14 protein-coding genes are annotated in these 16,300 nt (G+C 70.9%); 10 read left to right on the top strand and 4 right to left on the bottom strand.

The window, feature by feature from the left end; genetic code table 11:
- On the top strand, positions 1-1,287 hold the full coding sequence (locus PV646_RS15355; protein WP_500342108.1) for an AlkA N-terminal domain-containing protein: 1,287 nt from the start codon (positions 1-3) through the stop codon (positions 1,285-1,287).
- Positions 1,284-1,781, top strand: coding sequence for a methylated-DNA--[protein]-cysteine S-methyltransferase (locus PV646_RS15350; RefSeq protein WP_500342105.1), 498 nt, complete (start codon positions 1,284-1,286; stop codon positions 1,779-1,781). Before PV646_RS15355 ends, PV646_RS15350 begins: the two co-directional genes overlap by 4 nt.
- Here PV646_RS15350 and PV646_RS15345 read toward each other — a convergent pair.
- The 3 genes from PV646_RS15345 to PV646_RS15335 all read right to left on the bottom strand — a co-directional run bounded on the left by PV646_RS15345 (position 1,778) and on the right by PV646_RS15335 (position 6,407).
- Complete coding sequence (locus tag PV646_RS15345) at positions 1,778-2,317, bottom strand: hypothetical protein (protein ID WP_500342102.1); 540 nt, start codon at positions 2,315-2,317, stop codon at positions 1,778-1,780. The two genes, PV646_RS15350 and PV646_RS15345, sit on opposite strands and share 4 nt — an antisense overlap.
- Before the next feature lie 77 nt (positions 2,318-2,394).
- A complete protein-coding gene (locus tag PV646_RS15340; protein ID WP_500342100.1) occupies positions 2,395-5,271 on the bottom strand; it encodes an AAA family ATPase in 2,877 nt (958 codons plus the stop codon).
- Complete coding sequence (locus PV646_RS15335; RefSeq protein WP_500342098.1) at positions 5,268-6,407, bottom strand: exonuclease SbcCD subunit D; 1,140 nt, start codon at positions 6,405-6,407, stop codon at positions 5,268-5,270. The genes PV646_RS15340 and PV646_RS15335 overlap by 4 nt, the downstream gene beginning before the upstream one ends.
- A gap of 99 nt (positions 6,408-6,506) precedes the next feature.
- On the opposite strand from PV646_RS15335, the gene PV646_RS15330 reads away from it, so the two are divergent.
- The 3 genes from PV646_RS15330 (at position 6,507) to PV646_RS15320 (ending at position 11,747) form a co-directional block, all read left to right on the top strand.
- Entirely contained in the window at positions 6,507-7,418 is a 912-nt protein-coding gene (locus PV646_RS15330; RefSeq protein ID WP_500342095.1) for a DNA recombination protein RmuC, read from the top strand.
- An 89-nt stretch (positions 7,419-7,507) separates the two neighbouring features.
- Positions 7,508-8,227 (top strand): DUF6542 domain-containing protein, encoded by a 720-nt coding sequence (locus PV646_RS15325; RefSeq protein ID WP_500342092.1) that lies wholly within the window; start codon positions 7,508-7,510, stop codon positions 8,225-8,227.
- A 184-nt stretch (positions 8,228-8,411) separates the two neighbouring features.
- Positions 8,412-11,747, top strand: coding sequence for a WD40 repeat domain-containing protein (locus PV646_RS15320; protein ID WP_500342091.1), 3,336 nt, complete (start codon positions 8,412-8,414; stop codon positions 11,745-11,747).
- On the opposite strand, the gene PV646_RS15315 is transcribed toward PV646_RS15320, so the two are convergent.
- A complete protein-coding gene (locus PV646_RS15315; protein WP_500342090.1) occupies positions 11,744-12,688 on the bottom strand; it encodes a 4-hydroxy-3-methylbut-2-enyl diphosphate reductase in 945 nt (314 codons plus the stop codon). The genes PV646_RS15320 and PV646_RS15315 overlap by 4 nt on opposite strands.
- Before the next feature lie 63 nt (positions 12,689-12,751).
- Between PV646_RS15315 and PV646_RS15310 the strand changes: the two genes are divergently transcribed.
- The 5 genes from PV646_RS15310 to glpX all read left to right on the top strand — a co-directional run bounded on the left by PV646_RS15310 (position 12,752) and on the right by glpX (position 16,177).
- On the top strand, positions 12,752-13,246 hold the full coding sequence (locus PV646_RS15310) for a lipid droplet-associated protein (protein WP_500342089.1): 495 nt from the start codon (positions 12,752-12,754) through the stop codon (positions 13,244-13,246).
- Positions 13,243-14,481 (top strand): exodeoxyribonuclease VII large subunit, encoded by a 1,239-nt coding sequence (gene xseA / locus PV646_RS15305; protein WP_500342087.1) that lies wholly within the window; start codon positions 13,243-13,245, stop codon positions 14,479-14,481. Before PV646_RS15310 ends, xseA begins: the two co-directional genes overlap by 4 nt.
- Positions 14,471-14,839: a sugar ABC transporter substrate-binding protein gene (locus tag PV646_RS15300; protein ID WP_229693889.1), complete on the top strand. Its 369-nt coding sequence runs from the start codon at positions 14,471-14,473 to the stop codon at positions 14,837-14,839. Before xseA ends, PV646_RS15300 begins: the two co-directional genes overlap by 11 nt.
- A gap of 8 nt (positions 14,840-14,847) precedes the next feature.
- Positions 14,848-15,069: an exodeoxyribonuclease VII small subunit gene (locus PV646_RS15295; RefSeq protein WP_500342408.1), complete on the top strand. Its 222-nt coding sequence runs from the start codon at positions 14,848-14,850 to the stop codon at positions 15,067-15,069.
- Positions 15,070-15,136: 67 nt separating this feature from the next.
- A complete protein-coding gene (glpX, locus tag PV646_RS15290; RefSeq protein ID WP_500342086.1) occupies positions 15,137-16,177 on the top strand; it encodes a class II fructose-bisphosphatase in 1,041 nt (346 codons plus the stop codon).
- Positions 16,178-16,300 lie beyond the last annotated feature (123 nt).

Raw genomic sequence — 16,300 nt, 5'->3', positions numbered from 1 at the left:
ATGGTCATTGACGAAGAACACGCGTACCGGGTGTGCTCCGCACGTGACGCCCGTTTCGACGGGTGCTTCATCCACGCGGTCCGCACGACTGGCATCTACTGCCGGCCGTCGTGCCCCGCGGTGACCCCGAAGCGCCGCAACAGCCAGTTCTTCCTGACGGCCGCGGCCGCCCAGTCCGCCGGTTTCCGCGCCTGCCGCCGTTGCCTGCCGGACGCCGTGCCGGGCTCCCCCGAGTGGAACCTCCGCGCGGACCTGGCCGGGCGGGCGATGCGCCTGATCAGCGACGGGATCGTGGAACGCGACGGCGTGACGGGCCTCGCGGCCAAGCTCGGCTACTCGGAACGCCACCTCACGCGCGTGCTGACCGCCGAACTGGGCGCGGGCCCACTGGCCCTGGCCCGCGCCCACCGCGCCCACGCCGCCCGGCTGCTGATCGAGACGACCGAACTGCCGTTCGCCGACATCGCGTTCGCCGCGGGCTTCGCGTCGGTGCGGCAGTTCAACGACACGATCCGCATGGTGTTCGCCTCGACGCCGTCCGACATGCGCGGCCGCGGCAAGGCACCGGTCGGCACGCCGGGCCGCATCGTCCTGCGCCTGCCGTACCGCCCGCCGTTCGACGCCACGGGCCTGCTCACCCACTTCCGGGCGCACGCGCTGCCCGGCGTCGAGGAGGTCACCGCCGACTCCTACGCCCGCACGCTGTCGCTCCCGCACGGCGAGGCGACGGTCCGGCTGACGTTCCCGGCAGACCACGTCCTGTGCTCGTTGCGCCTCGCCGACGTGCGGGACCTGGGCGCGGCCGTGGCCCGCGTCCGCCGCCTCCTCGACCTCGACGCCGACCCGGCGGCCGTCGACTCGTTCCTCGGCGCGGACCCGCTCATCGGACCGCTGGTCCGCGAGGTGCCCGGCATCCGCGTGGCGGGCAGCGTCGACGGCGCCGAGACCCTGCTGCGGCTCGTCGCCCCGTTCACCGGCGTCCCGCTGCAGATCCCGGACGGCGCCCTGACCCACCTCTACTCCGCGGGGGAGCACCCCGTCACCGACGCCCTGGCGAGCGGCGGACTCGTCGTGGACGTGGGCCGCTCGATCGAGGACCTTACCGAGGAACTGACCCCCCTGGCCGGCCCAGCGGTGGCCGACGAGGTGGCCATGCGGGTACTGGGCGCACCGGACGTGCTGGTGCTCCCGAAAGCCGCCAGGCACCTGGCTTCCCACGGCCCGCAATGGCGGCCGTGGCGCTCCTACGCAGGAGCACACCTGACGAGGAAGGCAGCAACATCATGACCGTCGCGCACACGTCCACTGTGGACACCCCGGCGGGGCCGTTCACCGCGATCGTCGCGCCGGACGGAGCAGTGCTCGCCAGCGGCTGGACCGCCGACCTGGCGCTGCTGACGCCCCAGATCCACACCTCGCTGATGCCGTCCGAGATCGTCCCGCGCCCGGACCTGGGCGACGTCACCAAGGCGACCACCGCCTACCACGAGGGCGACCTGACCGCGATCGACTCGATCCCCGTCCGCCAGAAGTCCGGCCCGTTCCTGCAGCACGCGTGGGACGTCCTGCGCACGGTCAAGGCGGGCGAACCGGTCACCTACTCCGAGTACGCCGAACTCTCCGGCCGCCCGGCGGCGATCCGGGCGGCGGCCTCGGCCTGCGCCCGCAACTCCGCGGCGCTCTTCGTGCCCTGCCACCGGGTCATCCGGATCGGCGGCGACATGGGCGGCTTCCGCTGGGGCCTCGACGTCAAGCGCTGGCTGCTGGCCCACGAGAACTAACCGACGAGGGTGATCTCCGGCGGGCCGGTCATCGTCACCAGGTCCGTGCCGCACTTCCGGCACGGCCTGGAGACCGGCAGCACGGCGTTCGTCTGCAGGGACTGCTCCCCGTTGAACCAGGCGTCCTCGCCCGCGTCACGGCAGGTGTGGCAGCCGACGCGGTAGTGCAGCCGGACCCAGGGACCGGCCCCCAGCTCACCGCCCTGCGCCTGCGGGCGCTGGAGGTCGGTGAACGGCGACCACCAGAACGACAGCCTGCACCGCAGCGTGCGGGTGGCTCCGGAGCCGGCTGCGTCGAAGCCCGTGATGCGGATCGGCGCCGGGTGGCTGCCCACCGCCTCCCCCTCGTCCTGCCACTCCAGCGGGCTCTGGGAGGAGTGGCACAGGCCGTGCGCCTCGCCGTGGTGCAGGGTGACGGTGCGGCCCGTCCGGCGGCACACGAAGCAGTCGTGCGAGTACTCGACCTTGTTGGCCCAGCCGAAGTGGGCGGCCGGGGTGACGGTGACGCGCGCGGTGACTTCCACGTGGGACAACACGGACCGAGGCTAGGGCATGTGTGGAAGTCCGGCCCGGCTGCCGCGGACCGGACTTCCACACATGCCCTGGAGCCAACTCACCCCAGCGACATCTCCAGCGTCGACCCCGTTCGCGCCTTGCGGACCCGCAACCGGGTCGGGATCCGCTGCCGCAGCTCCTCGACGTGCGACACCAGCCCCACGACGCGCCCACCGGCCCGCAACTCGTCCAGCGTGTTCATGACGATGTCCAGCGTGTCCGAGTCCAGCGTCCCGAACCCCTCGTCGACGAACAGGGTGTCCAGCAACGCCCCGCCGGTCTCGTTGGCGACGACGTCGGCCAGCCCGAGGGCGAGCGACAGCGAGGCGAGGAACGACTCGCCGCCCGACAACGTCTTGGCCGGCCGGGCCCGCCCCGAGTAGTCGTCCAGGACGTCGAGGTTCAACCCGCCGCGGGTGCCGCGCGCGCCGGCCGAGTCGGAGTGCACGAAGCTGTAGCGCCCCTGGCTCATCCGGTGCAGCCGGGCCGAGGCGGCGACCGCGACCTCCTCCAGCCGGGCCGCCAGCACGTACGAGCGCAGCGTCATCTTCTTCGAGTTCTGCCCGCGCCCGTTGATCACGTCGGTCAACGCGTCCAGTTCGGCGTAGGTGGCTTCCAGCGGCTCCAGCGACTTCCACTCGGCTCGCAACCGGGCCGCCAGCTGACCGACCCGGTCGAACGCGGCCTGGGCACGGGCGAGCCCGGTCGCCGCGGACGATGCGGCGGCACGAGCCGACGACGCGGCGGCCGTCACCTCGCCCAGGTCCACGCCGGAGTCCGGATCGACCTCGGCCAGCTCCTCCAGCGTCGCCGACGCCGAGGCTCGGGCGCGCTCCCAGGCTGCGATCTTGTCGTCCAGCGCCTGCACCTTGATGGCCGGGCGAGCAGCGGCCAGCGCGGCGTCGACGTCGGCGAAGCCCGCCTCGGCGGCGAAACCCGCGACCAGGGCCTGCTGCTCCTCGACGCGCGCCGCCGCCGCTTCCCGCGCGGAACGGCGATCCGCCAGTTCCACCAACGCCTTCGCGAGCCTCAGCAGGTGGTCGCGGCGGGTCAGGACGTCGTCGTGCTCACCGCGGGCCTTGTCCAGGCGGGCGCCGCGCTCCTCGACGATGCCCTCCAGCGACGTGTGCTCGGTGCGCAGGCCGACCAGGTCCTGTTCCACCTGGGCCTTCTCCGCGCCCAGTTCCCGGGTCTTGGCTTCGAGGCCGACGAACTCGTTCTGCCGCTGCGACCGGGTGCGCGCCAGCTCCAGCACGGCGCGGTACTCGGCGATGGCGGCGGCGGGCTCCTCGGAGCCCAAGGCCTCCCAGCAGGCCTGGATGCGCAGCTCGGCGGCGTGGGCGGCGCGCTCGGCCTCGGTGCGACGGCCCAGCGCCGTCTGCTCTTCGGCGGCGGCGTCCTCCTCGTCGGTCGCGCCCACCCCGCCGAGCATCGGCTGGGCGGGCGCGGGATGCGACGGGGATCCGCAGACGGCGCAGGGTTTGCCGCGTTTCAAAGCGGCGGCGAGCTCGATCGCCATGTTCTCCAGGCGCTGGTGGCGGACCTGCTGGAGGACGTCCTTGGCCTTCTGGTGGACGTCGATGGCCTCGTGCACGGCCTTCTTGGTGCGCTCCAACGCATCCGCGGCGTCCGGGAGGGCCAGCGCGGCGTCGGCGCGGGACTTCAGGGACTCCAGCCGGACCGAGGCCTCCACCGCCGCGTCCAGCTGAAGCCGGCACTGGGCCACGCGTTCCGGGAGCACCTCCAGCTCGGCGTTCAACGCCAGCAGCCGCCGTTCGACCTGGTACGAGGAGTTCTTCAGCACCGACAGGCGGCGCACCTCGGCCTGCTGGCGCTCAGCCTCGGCGGCCAGCTCGCCCAGGCCGCCCGCCTCCTCGCGGAGGCGTTCGGCGTCCTCGCGCAACGAGGAGCCCGTGTACCCCAGGCGCTCCAACGACTCCGCCGCTCTGGCTTCGTCGCGGACGGCGAACTTGTAGCTCTCCTGGAGCTTTTCGATCTCCTTGAACGCCGGCACGACCGGGACCGCACGGCGGGCGGCGTCACGTTCGGCGAACCACGACGCGGAGTCCGCGGCCTCCACGCGGGCCAGCAGCTCGCGGGCCTCGCGCACCCGGCGGATCTGCTCGGCGTGCACGCGGGCCTGCGCCAGCAACGCGTCCGCGCCGTCGGCCACCCCCGCCGTCTCCTCCGACAACGCCCCGGCGACGGTCACGGCGGACGACAGCCGCTCCAGCACGGACTCGAGCCAGCCCGGCTCGAACGACGGCTCCTCGCCGGCGGCCTCGGCCACGCGGTGCACCAGTTCGGAGGCACCCTGACGGCGCTCCTCCAGCACCCGGCCGGCCACGACCCGCCTGTCGCGGAACCACTTCTCCACGTCGAGGAACCGCTCGGTGCCGAAGAGCTTCTCCAGCAGCACCTCGCGCTCCGCCGTGTCCGAGCGCAGGAACCGCGCGAACTCGCCCTGCGGCAGCAGCACGACCTGGAAGAACTGCTCGTACGACATGCCCAGCATGTCCTCGACCGCGCGCGCCACGTCGTCGATGCGGGTGATGCCCTCGCCGTCCCAGCCCTCGAGCCACGTCAGCGAGCACTTCGCGGGCTGCGTGGTGAAGCCGCCGCCGCGCTTCTTCGGACGGTCGAACTCCGGCGAGCGCACGATCCGGAACCGCCGCGACTGCACCGTGAGCTCCAGCGACACCTCCGTCGGCACCTCGGGATCGGCGTACTCGCAGCGCAGCTTCTTCACGTCGCCCCGCGCGCCCGGCACCCGGCCGAACAACGCGAACGCCACCGCGTCGAGCAACGTCGTCTTGCCCGCGCCCGTGTCGCCGTGCAGCAGGAACAGCCCGTCCGCCCCCAGCTCGTCGAAGTCGACGACCTCGGGCTTCGGGTAGGGCCCGAACGCCGTGAGCTCCAGGCGGTGCAGTCTCATTGCTCCTGCTCCCTCGCCACCGACGCGAACGCCTCGCGCAACAACGCCATCTCCGCCTGGGAGGGCTCGGAGCCGCGGGCGTCCGACACGAAGCAGCAGGCCACTTCCTCGTCGGTGCGGCCGCGCAGCCGTTCGGCGTAGGTCATGTCGTGCTGCGGGCCCTGCTCCGGCCGCCACTCCACGTGGACCGCGTGCTCGAACCGCTTCTGCAACTGCCGCAACGCGTCCATCGGCCGCACCTGGTCCGTCAGCACGACCGACAGGAAGTGGTCTTCCAGCGGCTGGTGCACCGGGTCCTCGAGCACCTCGGCCAGGGTGCCACTGACGACCGCGAGCTGCCGCGGCACCGGCAGGTCACGCCGTTCCACCCCGACGAGACCACCGGAGTCCAGCTCGACCAGCCACACCGACTTGCGGTGCCGCGCCTCCGAGAACGAGTACGCCAACGGCGAACCCGAGTACCGCAGGTTCTCCGCCAGCGTCTGCGGCCCGTGCAGGTGCCCGAGGGCCACGTAGTCGACGCCCGCGAACACCTGCATCGACACGTCCTGCACACCGCCGACCGCGATGGTGCGCTCGGACTCCGACGGCGCCCCGCCCGTCACGAAGGCGTGCGCCAGCACCACGGACCGCGCCTCGCGCGATGCCAGGTCGGCGCGAATCCGCCGCATCGCCTCGCCCAGAACGGGAGCGTGCCCCTTCTCCGGCACCCCGAGCACGTGCCGCGCGGGCTCCGGCTCGAGGAACGGGATCCCGTACACCGCGACGGGCCCGTGCTCGTCCTCCAGCTCGACCGGCTTGTCCAGCAACGAGATCTGCGTGCGCAGGTACAGCCCGCCCGCCGCCGCGAACTCCCCGAACACCCCGATCCGCGCCGCCGAGTCGTGGTTGCCCGGCGTGATCACGATCCGCGCCCCGGCGGCGCGAATGCGCATCAGCACCCGCGCGCACAACGCCACCGCGTCGGCGGACGGCACCGCGCGGTCGTACAGGTCCCCCGAGATGAGCACGACGTCGACCTTCTCGGAAGACACCAGGTCAGCGAGGCCGCCCAGCACCGACTCCTGCTCCACGAGCAGGTCGCGGCCGTGGAAGGTGCGCCCCACGTGCCAGTCGGAGGTGTGCAGGATCCGCATGGCCCCAACCGTAGAGACGGGGTCTGACAAATCTCCGGGAGGGTTCCCGGCGTGTCACCCGATCGAGTTCAACATCTCTGAGGGAGCATCATCGGTGCCGTGACCGCAGTGATCATCACCGCCTCGCTCGTCCTGGCCCTCGTCTGTGCCGGGGCGCTGGTGTTCGTCTACCGCCTGTACCAGGACAGCGTCCGGCGCACCGACGAAGCTCTCCAGGCCATCGGTTCCGAACGCGCGCGCTACGACGCGCAGCAGCAAGCCCTGCAACGCTACGAAGTCGCGTTCTCCAGCGTCAGCGGCCGCGGCGAACTGGGCGAGCAGGTGCTCGTCGAGACGGCGCGCGCACTCGGCCTGAGGGAAAACCTCCACTACACGCTCCAGACGGACGTGGCAGGCGGCGGTGCCGTGCGACCCGACATGGTGCTGAACGTCGGCGGCGGCCGCGCGGTCCCGGTCGACTCGAAGATGTCCATGGCCACGTGGGCCGAGGCGGTCGAGACCGACGACCCGCAGGAACGCCGGGACGCGCTGCGGGTGCACGTCCGCAACATCCGCTCCCGCGCCGCCGAACTGGCCGGCAAGGGCTACCAGCGCTGGGCCGACGCCATCTACGGCACGATCATGTTCGTCCCCAACGACGGCGCGGTCGTCGCGGCGCTCGACACCGATCCCGAACTGCTGCGCTGGCTGCTCGACCGCCGCGTCTTCCTGTGCGGCCCGACGGGGTTCGCCGTGATCGCGTCGAGCGCGATGTTCGCGGTCACCGAACGAGCGCTGGCCGACGACGTGGAGCAGGTCAGGCTGCAGGCGGGCCGCGCGAACCGGGCCGCCGACACCGCCATCGAGGCCGTGAACCTCTCCACGACCCACCTCCAGCGGTTCCTCTCGGCCCGGCGCCGGGAACTCGACGCGCTGGAGGGATTCCGGGCGAGCGTGGAACCGCTGACGGACGCCTCCGCCACTCCTACGCCCCTCCCGCTCGTCCGAAGGGCGGACGAACAGTCCGCTTAAAACGCACGCAGTGTGCCCGCAGGTTGCTTCTGGGTGAGAAAGCAGCGGACTGACGAACACCGATTGGCCGAACGGCTACCGTGTGCGTCGTGAGTGCGTTGCGCGAGCGTTCAGCCGCTTTCGATGACGACGTCGAGGACTACGACGTGGTCCCTTGGAACTACCGGGCCATCTTCGGTGAGTTCAAGGGAATCCCGTGGTGGGCGGCCATCCTGGCGGCCCTGGTCCCGGCGTTCATCGGCGCGTTCATCGACATCAACTCCAGCAAGACCGTCGGCTGGACGTTCAACGTCGCGTTCTTCATCGGCGCGCTGGCCGCGATCCTGCTGGTGCAGCGCCGCAGCCTGTTCGGGCCGATGGTGCAGCCGCCGCTGGTCCTCGCCGCGACGGTGCCGACGCTCGTGCTGCTCACCGGCGGCGTCGCGAAGGGCGGCCTGTCCGCCATGGCGCTGGGCCTGGGCAAGCCGCTCATCGACAGCTTCCCGGTCATGGCCATCACCACCGCCGTCACCGTCGGGCTGGGCATTCTGCGGATCTTCCTGCAGAAGAACCCGAACCGGCCGAGCAAGGACGAGGTCCGCGAGGCCAAGGCGGAGATCAAGGAACGCGCCAAGCCCGTCCGCAGGCCCCGCGAGGAGCCCGAGGAGGACGAGCGTCCGCGCCGCTCCCGCCCGGAGCGCGCGGAACGGTCCGAGGGCACCCCGGCACGCCGTCCGCGTCCCGAGGGCACGCCCGCCCGCCGTCCACGTCCGGACGGCGCCCGCGGCGAACGCCCCGCAGGTCAGCGCAAGCCACGCCCCCGCGACTAGTGGTGCGACCCGGCACGTTGGCGAGGTGATCCACGCTCAGCAGGGCGCCTCGCGGCCGTCTGACCGCGAATTCCCCCGGCAACGTGCCGAGCCACACCACTAGGCCGTTGTTCGCGGCCACTCCCCGAACCGCGAACAACGAGGTCTGAACAACGCCCCGGGAAAGCGGCAGCACTCTGCCAGCATGAGCTCGATGCCTAGGGGAGAACGTCCACTGGACGAGGGCGACAGCCCGCTGCTGCGGTTCGCCAGGGATCTGCGCTGCCTGCGCGCCGACGCCGGCACCCCGACCTACCGGGAGCTCGCCCGGCGTGCGCACTTCTCGGTCACGACGCTGTCCGACGCCGCCGCCGGCCGCAAGGTGCCCGGCCTCGACGTCACGCTGGCCTACGTCCGGGCGTGCGGCGGCGACGAGCAGGCGTGGACGCGGCGCTGGCAGGAGGTCGACGAGAGCTGGGCGCTGTCGAAGGTCAGCCCTGCGCCGTACGTGGGCCTGAGCGCGTTCACGAGAGAGGACGCGGACCGTTTCTTCGGCCGCGAGAAGCTCACCAACGTGCTGAAGAGCCGCCTTGAGACGCACGACTTCCTCGCCGTCTTCGGAGCGTCCGGCGAGGGCAAGTCGTCGCTGCTCAAGGCCGGTCTGGCCCAGCACTTCCGCAACCCGGTCAGCTGCACCCCCGGCACCGACCCGGACGCGTCCGTCGCACAGGCCCTGACCCACGCTCCCGACCTGCTGATCGTGGACCAGTTCGAAGAGCTCTTCACCCTCTGCGACGACCCGGTCCAGCGCGAGGCGTTCCTGAAGCAACTGCTCGGCGCCGACACCAAGGTGGCCATCGCGGTCCGGTCCGACTTCTACCCCCACTGCGCGCAGCACGCCGCCCTGGCCGAGGCGCTGACCGACGCCCAGGTCCTGATCGGCACGATGACCCCGGACGAGCTGCGCCGGGCGATCACCCAGCCCGCGGCCGTGGTCGGCTGCACCGTCGAGGGTGCCCTGCTGACCACGCTGATCGCCGAGGCGAACGGCCGCAGCGGCGTTCTCCCGCTGGTCAGCCACGCCCTGGTCGAGACCTGGCACCGCAAGCGCGGCAACATCCTCACCGTCGCCGCCTACGAGGCGGCCGGCGGCATCGACGGCGCGCTGGCCCAGAGCGCGGAGACCGCGTACGCCCTGCTCACCGAGGACCAGCAACGGCTGGCCCGCCAACTGCTGCTCAGGCTCGCCGCGGACGGCACGAAACGTCCCGTCCCACGCGGTGAGGTGATGGGCGACGAGGTGCTGGACGTCCTCGCCAACGCCCGGCTCGTCACCGTCGGCGAGGACACCGTCGAGGTCACCCACGAGGCGTTGTTCCGGGCCTGGCCACGCCTGACGGCCTGGCTGGACGAGGACCGCGAGGGCCTCAGGACGCACCGCAGGCTCACCGAGGCGGCTCGGCTGTGGGAGGAGCTCGACCGGGACTCCGGCGCGCTCTACCAGACCGTCAGGCTCGCCGAGGCCTGCGAGTGGGTCGCCCGCAGCGACGCCGTCCTCACCCCGACCGAGGACGCGTTCCTGGCGGCGTCGAGGCACCTCACCCGCCGCCGCACCCGCCGTCTGCGCGCTGCCGCGGCCGTGCTCGTCACGCTCGTGCTCGTAGCGGGCGTCAGCGCGGTCACCGCCACCCAGCAGCGCCGCGAGGTCGAACGCCTGAGCCTCCTCACGCAGTCGCAGCAACTCGCCGCGCTCTCGGCCGCGCTGCTGCAGAGCAACCCGGACGAAGCCGCCCGCAAAGCAGCCGAGGCGTACCGCACCGCGCCGATCACCGAGGCACGCAGCCAGGTCCTGAGCGTCGCGGCCGAACGTCAGCGCGGCGTGCGGTCCGTCCACGGCCAGTCCGTGAAGACCGGCAACGGGATCATCGGGATGCCGACCCTGAACGGCGCGGCGCTGTTCGACGGCACCACGCTCGCGCCCGCCGGCGTCCTGCTCCCCGGCCGCCAGATCCTCGACCTGGACTTCGCGGCGGACGGTGCCGTCGTCGTCTCCGACCAGTCCGGCCGCGTCACCCTGCACTCCTCCCCCACCGCGGAGCCCGTCGTCCTGCGCGAGGACGGCTGGGCGACCGTGAAGTTCGTGGACGACGGCCGCGCGGTCCTGACCGGCGGCCAGATCTGGGACGTGGCCACCCGCACGATGCGGGCCGAACTGCCCGGCAGCGACGACCTGACCCGGTTCGACGTCGTCGGCGACACCGTCGCCGCGGTGAACAGGACCTCCGTGCTCCTGTGGAGCCTCACCAGCGGGCAACGCGTCGGAGGGTTCGACTTCGGCGCGGACGTCGGTCCGGCGGTGCTGCTGCACGGCGGTCTTCTCGCGACGAGCACCGTCCAGGGCGAGGTGAAGCTGTGGAACACGGCGACCGGCGCGCTGGTGCAGACGTTGCCCAACAGCAGGGGCTGGGCGGTCATGGCCGCCAGCGCCGACCGCACGGTGCTCGCCAGCGCGGGGAGCGAGGACAACGAGGTCAGGTTGTGGGACGCCGTGCACGGCACCGCGCTGCCGCCGATCCGGGTCAACACCACCATCACGGACATGGCCTTCACCCCGGACGGAAAGCTCGCGATGTCCAACGGGTCGGCTCTGCGGCTGCTGCCCCGCAGCGCCGTGCCGGTCGCGTCCGCGCACCCGTTGCGGGCGCTCGCGGTCTCCCCGGACGGCGGCATCCTCACGTTCGACGACGCGGGCGTGATCGAACGCCGCGACATCGCTCTGCGCCGCACCGGCCGCGTCGAGACAGGAGCGTCCGGCCGCACCGTCGCGCGCTTCAGCCCGGACCGCTCCCTGGTCGCCACCGCGGGGCCCGACGAGCCCGTGGCCGTGCGGCGGACCTCGGACGGGTACCTCGACGTCACCCGGGACGTGCAACTGCCACCGGCCGCGCTGGTGTTCACGGACGACAACCGGCTGATCTCCGCCGGCGGTGACCGGACGGCGACGGTCTGGGCGAACAGCCCGAAGGTCATCGACACCCGCACCAGCGGCACACCGACCGCGGCCACGTCCGGCAGGAACGACCGGGAGCTCGTGCTCGGGACCGACTGGGGGCTCGTGGTCGTCTGGGACCTCGACACCGGCAAGGACTTCACCTTCGGCGCGGTGCACGACGGTCCGGTGCGCGCCCTCGCGATGTCACCGGACCGACGAACGCTCGCCACCGCGGGCGACGACGGCCTGATCTTGTTGTGGGACACCACGACGTGGAAGAAGAAAGGCGAGCTGCGAGGCCACACGGGCACGATCAGCGGGGTGGCGTTCAGCCCTGACTCGTCCAGGCTCGCGAGCGGCGGCAACGACAAGACCGTCGTCGTCTGGGACCTGAACTCACTTCAGCAGTGGGCAACGCTGCGCGGCCACGCGGAGAGCGTCACCCACGTCGCGTGGATGCCTGACGGCCGCGCGGTGGTGTCAGCCGCCGCGGACGCTCTGCTCGTGTGGCCGCTCGACGTCGAGAAAGCCTTGGCCTCGCTGGGTTAGCGAACGAGGTCCTTGCGGAGCTCACGCGGCAACGAGAACGTGATGCGCTCGTTCGCCGTGGTGATCTCCTCGACCTCGCCGTAGCCGTGCGACTCCAGGAACTTCAGCAGCTCCATCACCAGCAGGTCCGGCACGGACGCGCCGGACGTGACGCCGACGGTCTCGACGCCCTCGAGCCACGCCGGGTCGACCTCCTTGGCGTAGTCGATCAGGTACGAGGCCTTGGCGCCGTGCTGCAGCGCGACCTCGACCAGCCGGACCGAGTTGGAGGAGTTCTTCGAGCCCACGACGAGCACCAGGTCGCACGACGGCGCCATCGTCTTCACCGCGGTCTGGCGGTTAGAGGTGGCGTAGCAGATGTCGTCCGACGGCGGGTCCTGCAAGTCGGGGAAGCGTTCCTTGAGCTGACGGACGCGCACCATGGTCTCGTCGACCGAGAGCGTCGTCTGCGACAGCCAGATCACCTTGTTCGGGTCGCGCACCTCGACCTTGGCCGCGTCCTCGGCGGTGTCGACGAGCTGCACGTGGTCGGGCGCCTCACCGGCGGTGCCCTCGACCTCCTCGTGCCCCTCGTGGCCGATCAGGAGGATGTCGTAGTCCTCCTTGGCGAACCGCACCGCTTCCTTGTGGACCTTCGTCACGAGCGGGCAGGTGGCGTCGATCGTGCGCAACGAGCGCTGCTCGGCCTCGGCGTGCACGGCGGGCGACACGCCGTGCGCTGAGAACACGACGAGTGCGCCCTCAGGAACCTCGTCCGTCTCGTTGACGAAGATGGCACCGCGGTCGGACAGCGTCTCCACGACGTACTTGTTGTGGACGATCTCCTTGCGCACGTAGACAGGTGCGCCGTACTTCTCGAGGGCGAGCTCGACCGTCTCCACGGCACGATCAACGCCCGCGCAGTAACCACGCGGCTTCGCCAACAGGACTCGCTTGGGCATGCCTCCAGGGTACCCAGTCCCGTTCCTAGGCATTTCAGACGCGGTTGCGGCAGGCTTAGCGGCATGAAGCCACTGCCATTGGGTGTCCGCATCGCGGCCGGACTCGCGGTGACCGCCCTCGAACAGGCCCGCAAGCTGCCGCAGCAGCTCGCCGGACTCCCGTTGACGGTGGTCAGCGAGGCGATGCAGTTGTCCATGCGCGTTCAGCAGCATGTGACCGAACTCGCCATCAAGGGCGACGACGTCCTCTCTGGACTGCGTCCCGTCGAGGAGGAGCCGGAGTGGGCGACCTTCGACGAGGACGAGACGACCGTCACGACTTCTCAGGAAACTCCCGCCGACGACCCGTGGGAAGAGGAGGAACGGGCGATCGCCGAGGTCCCCGAGTTCCTGCCGTCCTACGACGAACTGTCGATCGCGCAGCTGCGGGCCCGGCTGCGCAACCTCGACGTCGACCAGCTCGAGGAACTGTTGCGCTACGAGAAGGCGCACGAGTCCCGTCCCGAGTTCGTCGGCATGCTCAACCGCCGGATCGCGACGGTGAAGTCGCAGTCGTGACTGACGCGAAATCCTCGCCGGAGAGCCCGTGGCCGGTGCGGACGGTCGCCCGCAAGCTGCTCGACTGGATCAACCGGCTCGGCGACGTGTGGGTCGAGGGGCAGGTCACGCAGCTCAACGCGCGCAGTTCCACGGCGTTCCTGACGTTGCGCGACCCGAGCGTCGACATGTCGATGTCGATCACCTGCAACGCCTCGCTGATCCGCGAGCTGCAGCTGACCGAGGGCAGCAGGGTCATCGCGCACGGCAAGATCAGCTTCTACCCGAACCGGGGCACGCTGTCGCTGCGCGCGGACGACATCCGCGCCGTCGGCATCGGCGAGTTGCTGGCCCGGATGGAACGTCTGCGCAAGCTGCTGCACGCGGAAGGCCTGTTCGACCCGCGCCGCAAGCGCCGTCCGCCGTTCCTGCCGGGCAAGATCGGTCTCATCACCGGCCGGGCGTCGGCGGCGGAGCGCGACGTGCTCACGAACGCGCGAAACCGTTGGCCTGGCGCGCACTTCCGCGTCATCAACGTCGCCGTGCAGGGCCCGACCGCCGTCACCCAGGTGATGACCGCACTGTCCACTTTGGAACGTGATCCCGAGTGCGACGTGATCATCATCGCCCGCGGCGGCGGCAGCGTGGAGGACCTGCTGCCGTTCTCCGACGAGGCGCTGTGCCGCGCGGTGTCCTCGTGCCGCACGCCGGTGATGTCGGCGATCGGCCACGAACCGGACACTCCACTGCTCGACCACGTCGCTGACGTGCGTTGTTCGACGCCGACCGACGCTGGCAAACGGGTGGTTCCGGATGTCGCTGAAGAGAGTGAACGCGTCCGCCAGATGCGCGACCGCGGCCGGCGCGCGCTGCACGGCTGGGTCGACCGGGAACGGAAACTGCTCGACGCCCTGCGGTCCCGACCAGTGATTTCGGACCCGTACGGCCCGCTGGAGCGTCGTTCCGAGGAAGTGAAGCGGTTTCGCGACCAGGGCCGCAGGGCGGTCACACAACGACTCGATCGGGAAGACGTCCACCTCTCGGGGACGAAAGCCCGCTTGACGACCCTCGGACCAGCCGCCACGCTGGCGCGCGGATACGCCGTTGTGCAACTCGTCACACCTGACGGTCCCGACGGCGTGCTGCGGTCTGTCGCGGACGCGCCGAGCGGAACACAACTGCGGGTACGCGTCGTTGACGGAGCAGTGCTGGCCACTGTCACCAACGTGGAAGGGGGAGGTACCGATGATGCGTGATGCCGTGTTCCTGCCCCTCACCATGGAGGCGGCCGGTTCCTGCGGCTCGGGCCTGCGGACGAAGGCGGAGGCGGCGAACCGCGCCGCGGCCGACTGCTGGACGGCGATGGTGGGCGACTGCGACACCACGGGCCGCCGCACGCTGATCCTGACGTTGCACGACCTGAGCGAGGCCACCGTGATTTCCGGTCGCGCGGCGATTGGCGGCATGGTCCAGTACCGGCGTGTCACGGAGGCCGAGGCGCTCATCGACGAAGCGGTGCGAGAGGGTGACGGCGAGGAGTTCGCGGAGGCGCTGGTCGGGTACGACCTGGCCGTCGCGACCGTGCTGAGCCGTCTGAGGAGCCAATCCGCGTGAGTTCGGACATGACCCGACAAGAAACTCCGATCGGTTACGAAGCCGCCCGCGACGAACTGGTCGACGTGGTCCGCAAGCTGGAGGCCGGCGGCCTGTCGCTGGAGGACTCCCTGGCGTTGTGGGAACGCGGTGAGGCGCTCGCCAAGACTTGTGAGCAGCATCTCGCCGGTGCGCGTGAGCGAATCGATGCAGCTCTGGCTGTCGTCGAGGAGGACGTTTCAGAGGCGTGATCCCGTGCAAGGATTCAGTTGCCGATCACAAAATCCGGCACGCTGAGTAGTCGCATGGAGGCGCGCAATGGTGAACACCCCCGCGGAACGACGTCGCGAAGCCCCCGACCGGAACCTGGCATTGGAGCTCGTGCGCGTCACCGAGGCGGCCGCGATGGCCGCGGGCCGGTGGGTGGGCCGCGGCGACAAGAACGGCGGTGACGGCGCGGCCGTCGACGCGATGCGCAAGCTCATCCACACCGTCTCGATGAGAGGCGTCGTGGTGATCGGCGAGGGCGAGAAGGACGAGGCGCCCATGCTGTTCAACGGTGAGGAAGTCGGCAACGGCGAGGGCCCGGACTGCGACGTCGCGGTCGACCCGATCGACGGCACCACGCTGATGGCCAAGGGCATGCCGAACGCGCTGGCGGTGCTGGCCGTCGCCGAGCGCGGGGCGATGTTCGACCCGTCCGCCGTGTTCTACATGGAGAAGCTCGCCGTGGGCCCGGAGGCGGCCGACGTCATCGACATCACCGCGCCGCTCGTGGAGAACATCCGCCGCGTCGCGAAGGCCAAGCACAGCGACGTGTCCGACGTGAACGTGTGCATCCTCGACCGGCCCCGGCACGAGCAGATCGTGCAGGAGGTCCGTCAGGCCGGCGCCCGCATCCACTTCATCTCCGACGGCGACGTGGCCGGTGCGATCGCGGCAGCGCGCCCCACGTCCGGCGTGGACATGCTGGTGGGCATCGGCGGCACCCCCGAGGGCATCATCGCGGCGGCGGCGCTCAAGTGCGTCGGTGGCGCCATCCAGGGCCGCTTGTGGCCCAAGGACGACGAGGAGCGCGAGAAGGCGATCGGCGCGGGCCACGACCTGTCCCGCGTGCTCACCACGAACGACCTCGTGTCGGGCGACAACGTCTTCTTCTGCGCGACCGGTGTGACCGATGGAGACCTTCTGCGCGGCGTGCACTACCGGGCGGGCGGCTGCACCACGCAGTCGATCGTCATGCGGTCCAAGTCCGGCACCGTCCGGATGATCGACGGCTTCCACAGCCTGCACAAGCTGCGCGAATACTCCTCGGTCGACTTCGACCTGCCCGAGGGCGCGCAGCAGCCGCTGCCGTAAATGTCTCATTCACTGTGAACTGTGAACGCTCGGTAACCAGACGAGTGACCCTAGTGACAGTGTGACCTTCGTCCATAACTTCCCTCCTGACCCCGGCAACCCTGCGCCGGGTTCAGGAAAGGA

It is taken from the genome of Streptomyces sp. ID05-26A, assembly GCF_033794685.1.
Lineage (GTDB): Bacteria > Actinomycetota > Actinomycetes > Mycobacteriales > Pseudonocardiaceae > Lentzea.
This window is presented reverse-complemented; position numbering and strand designations above follow the sequence as displayed.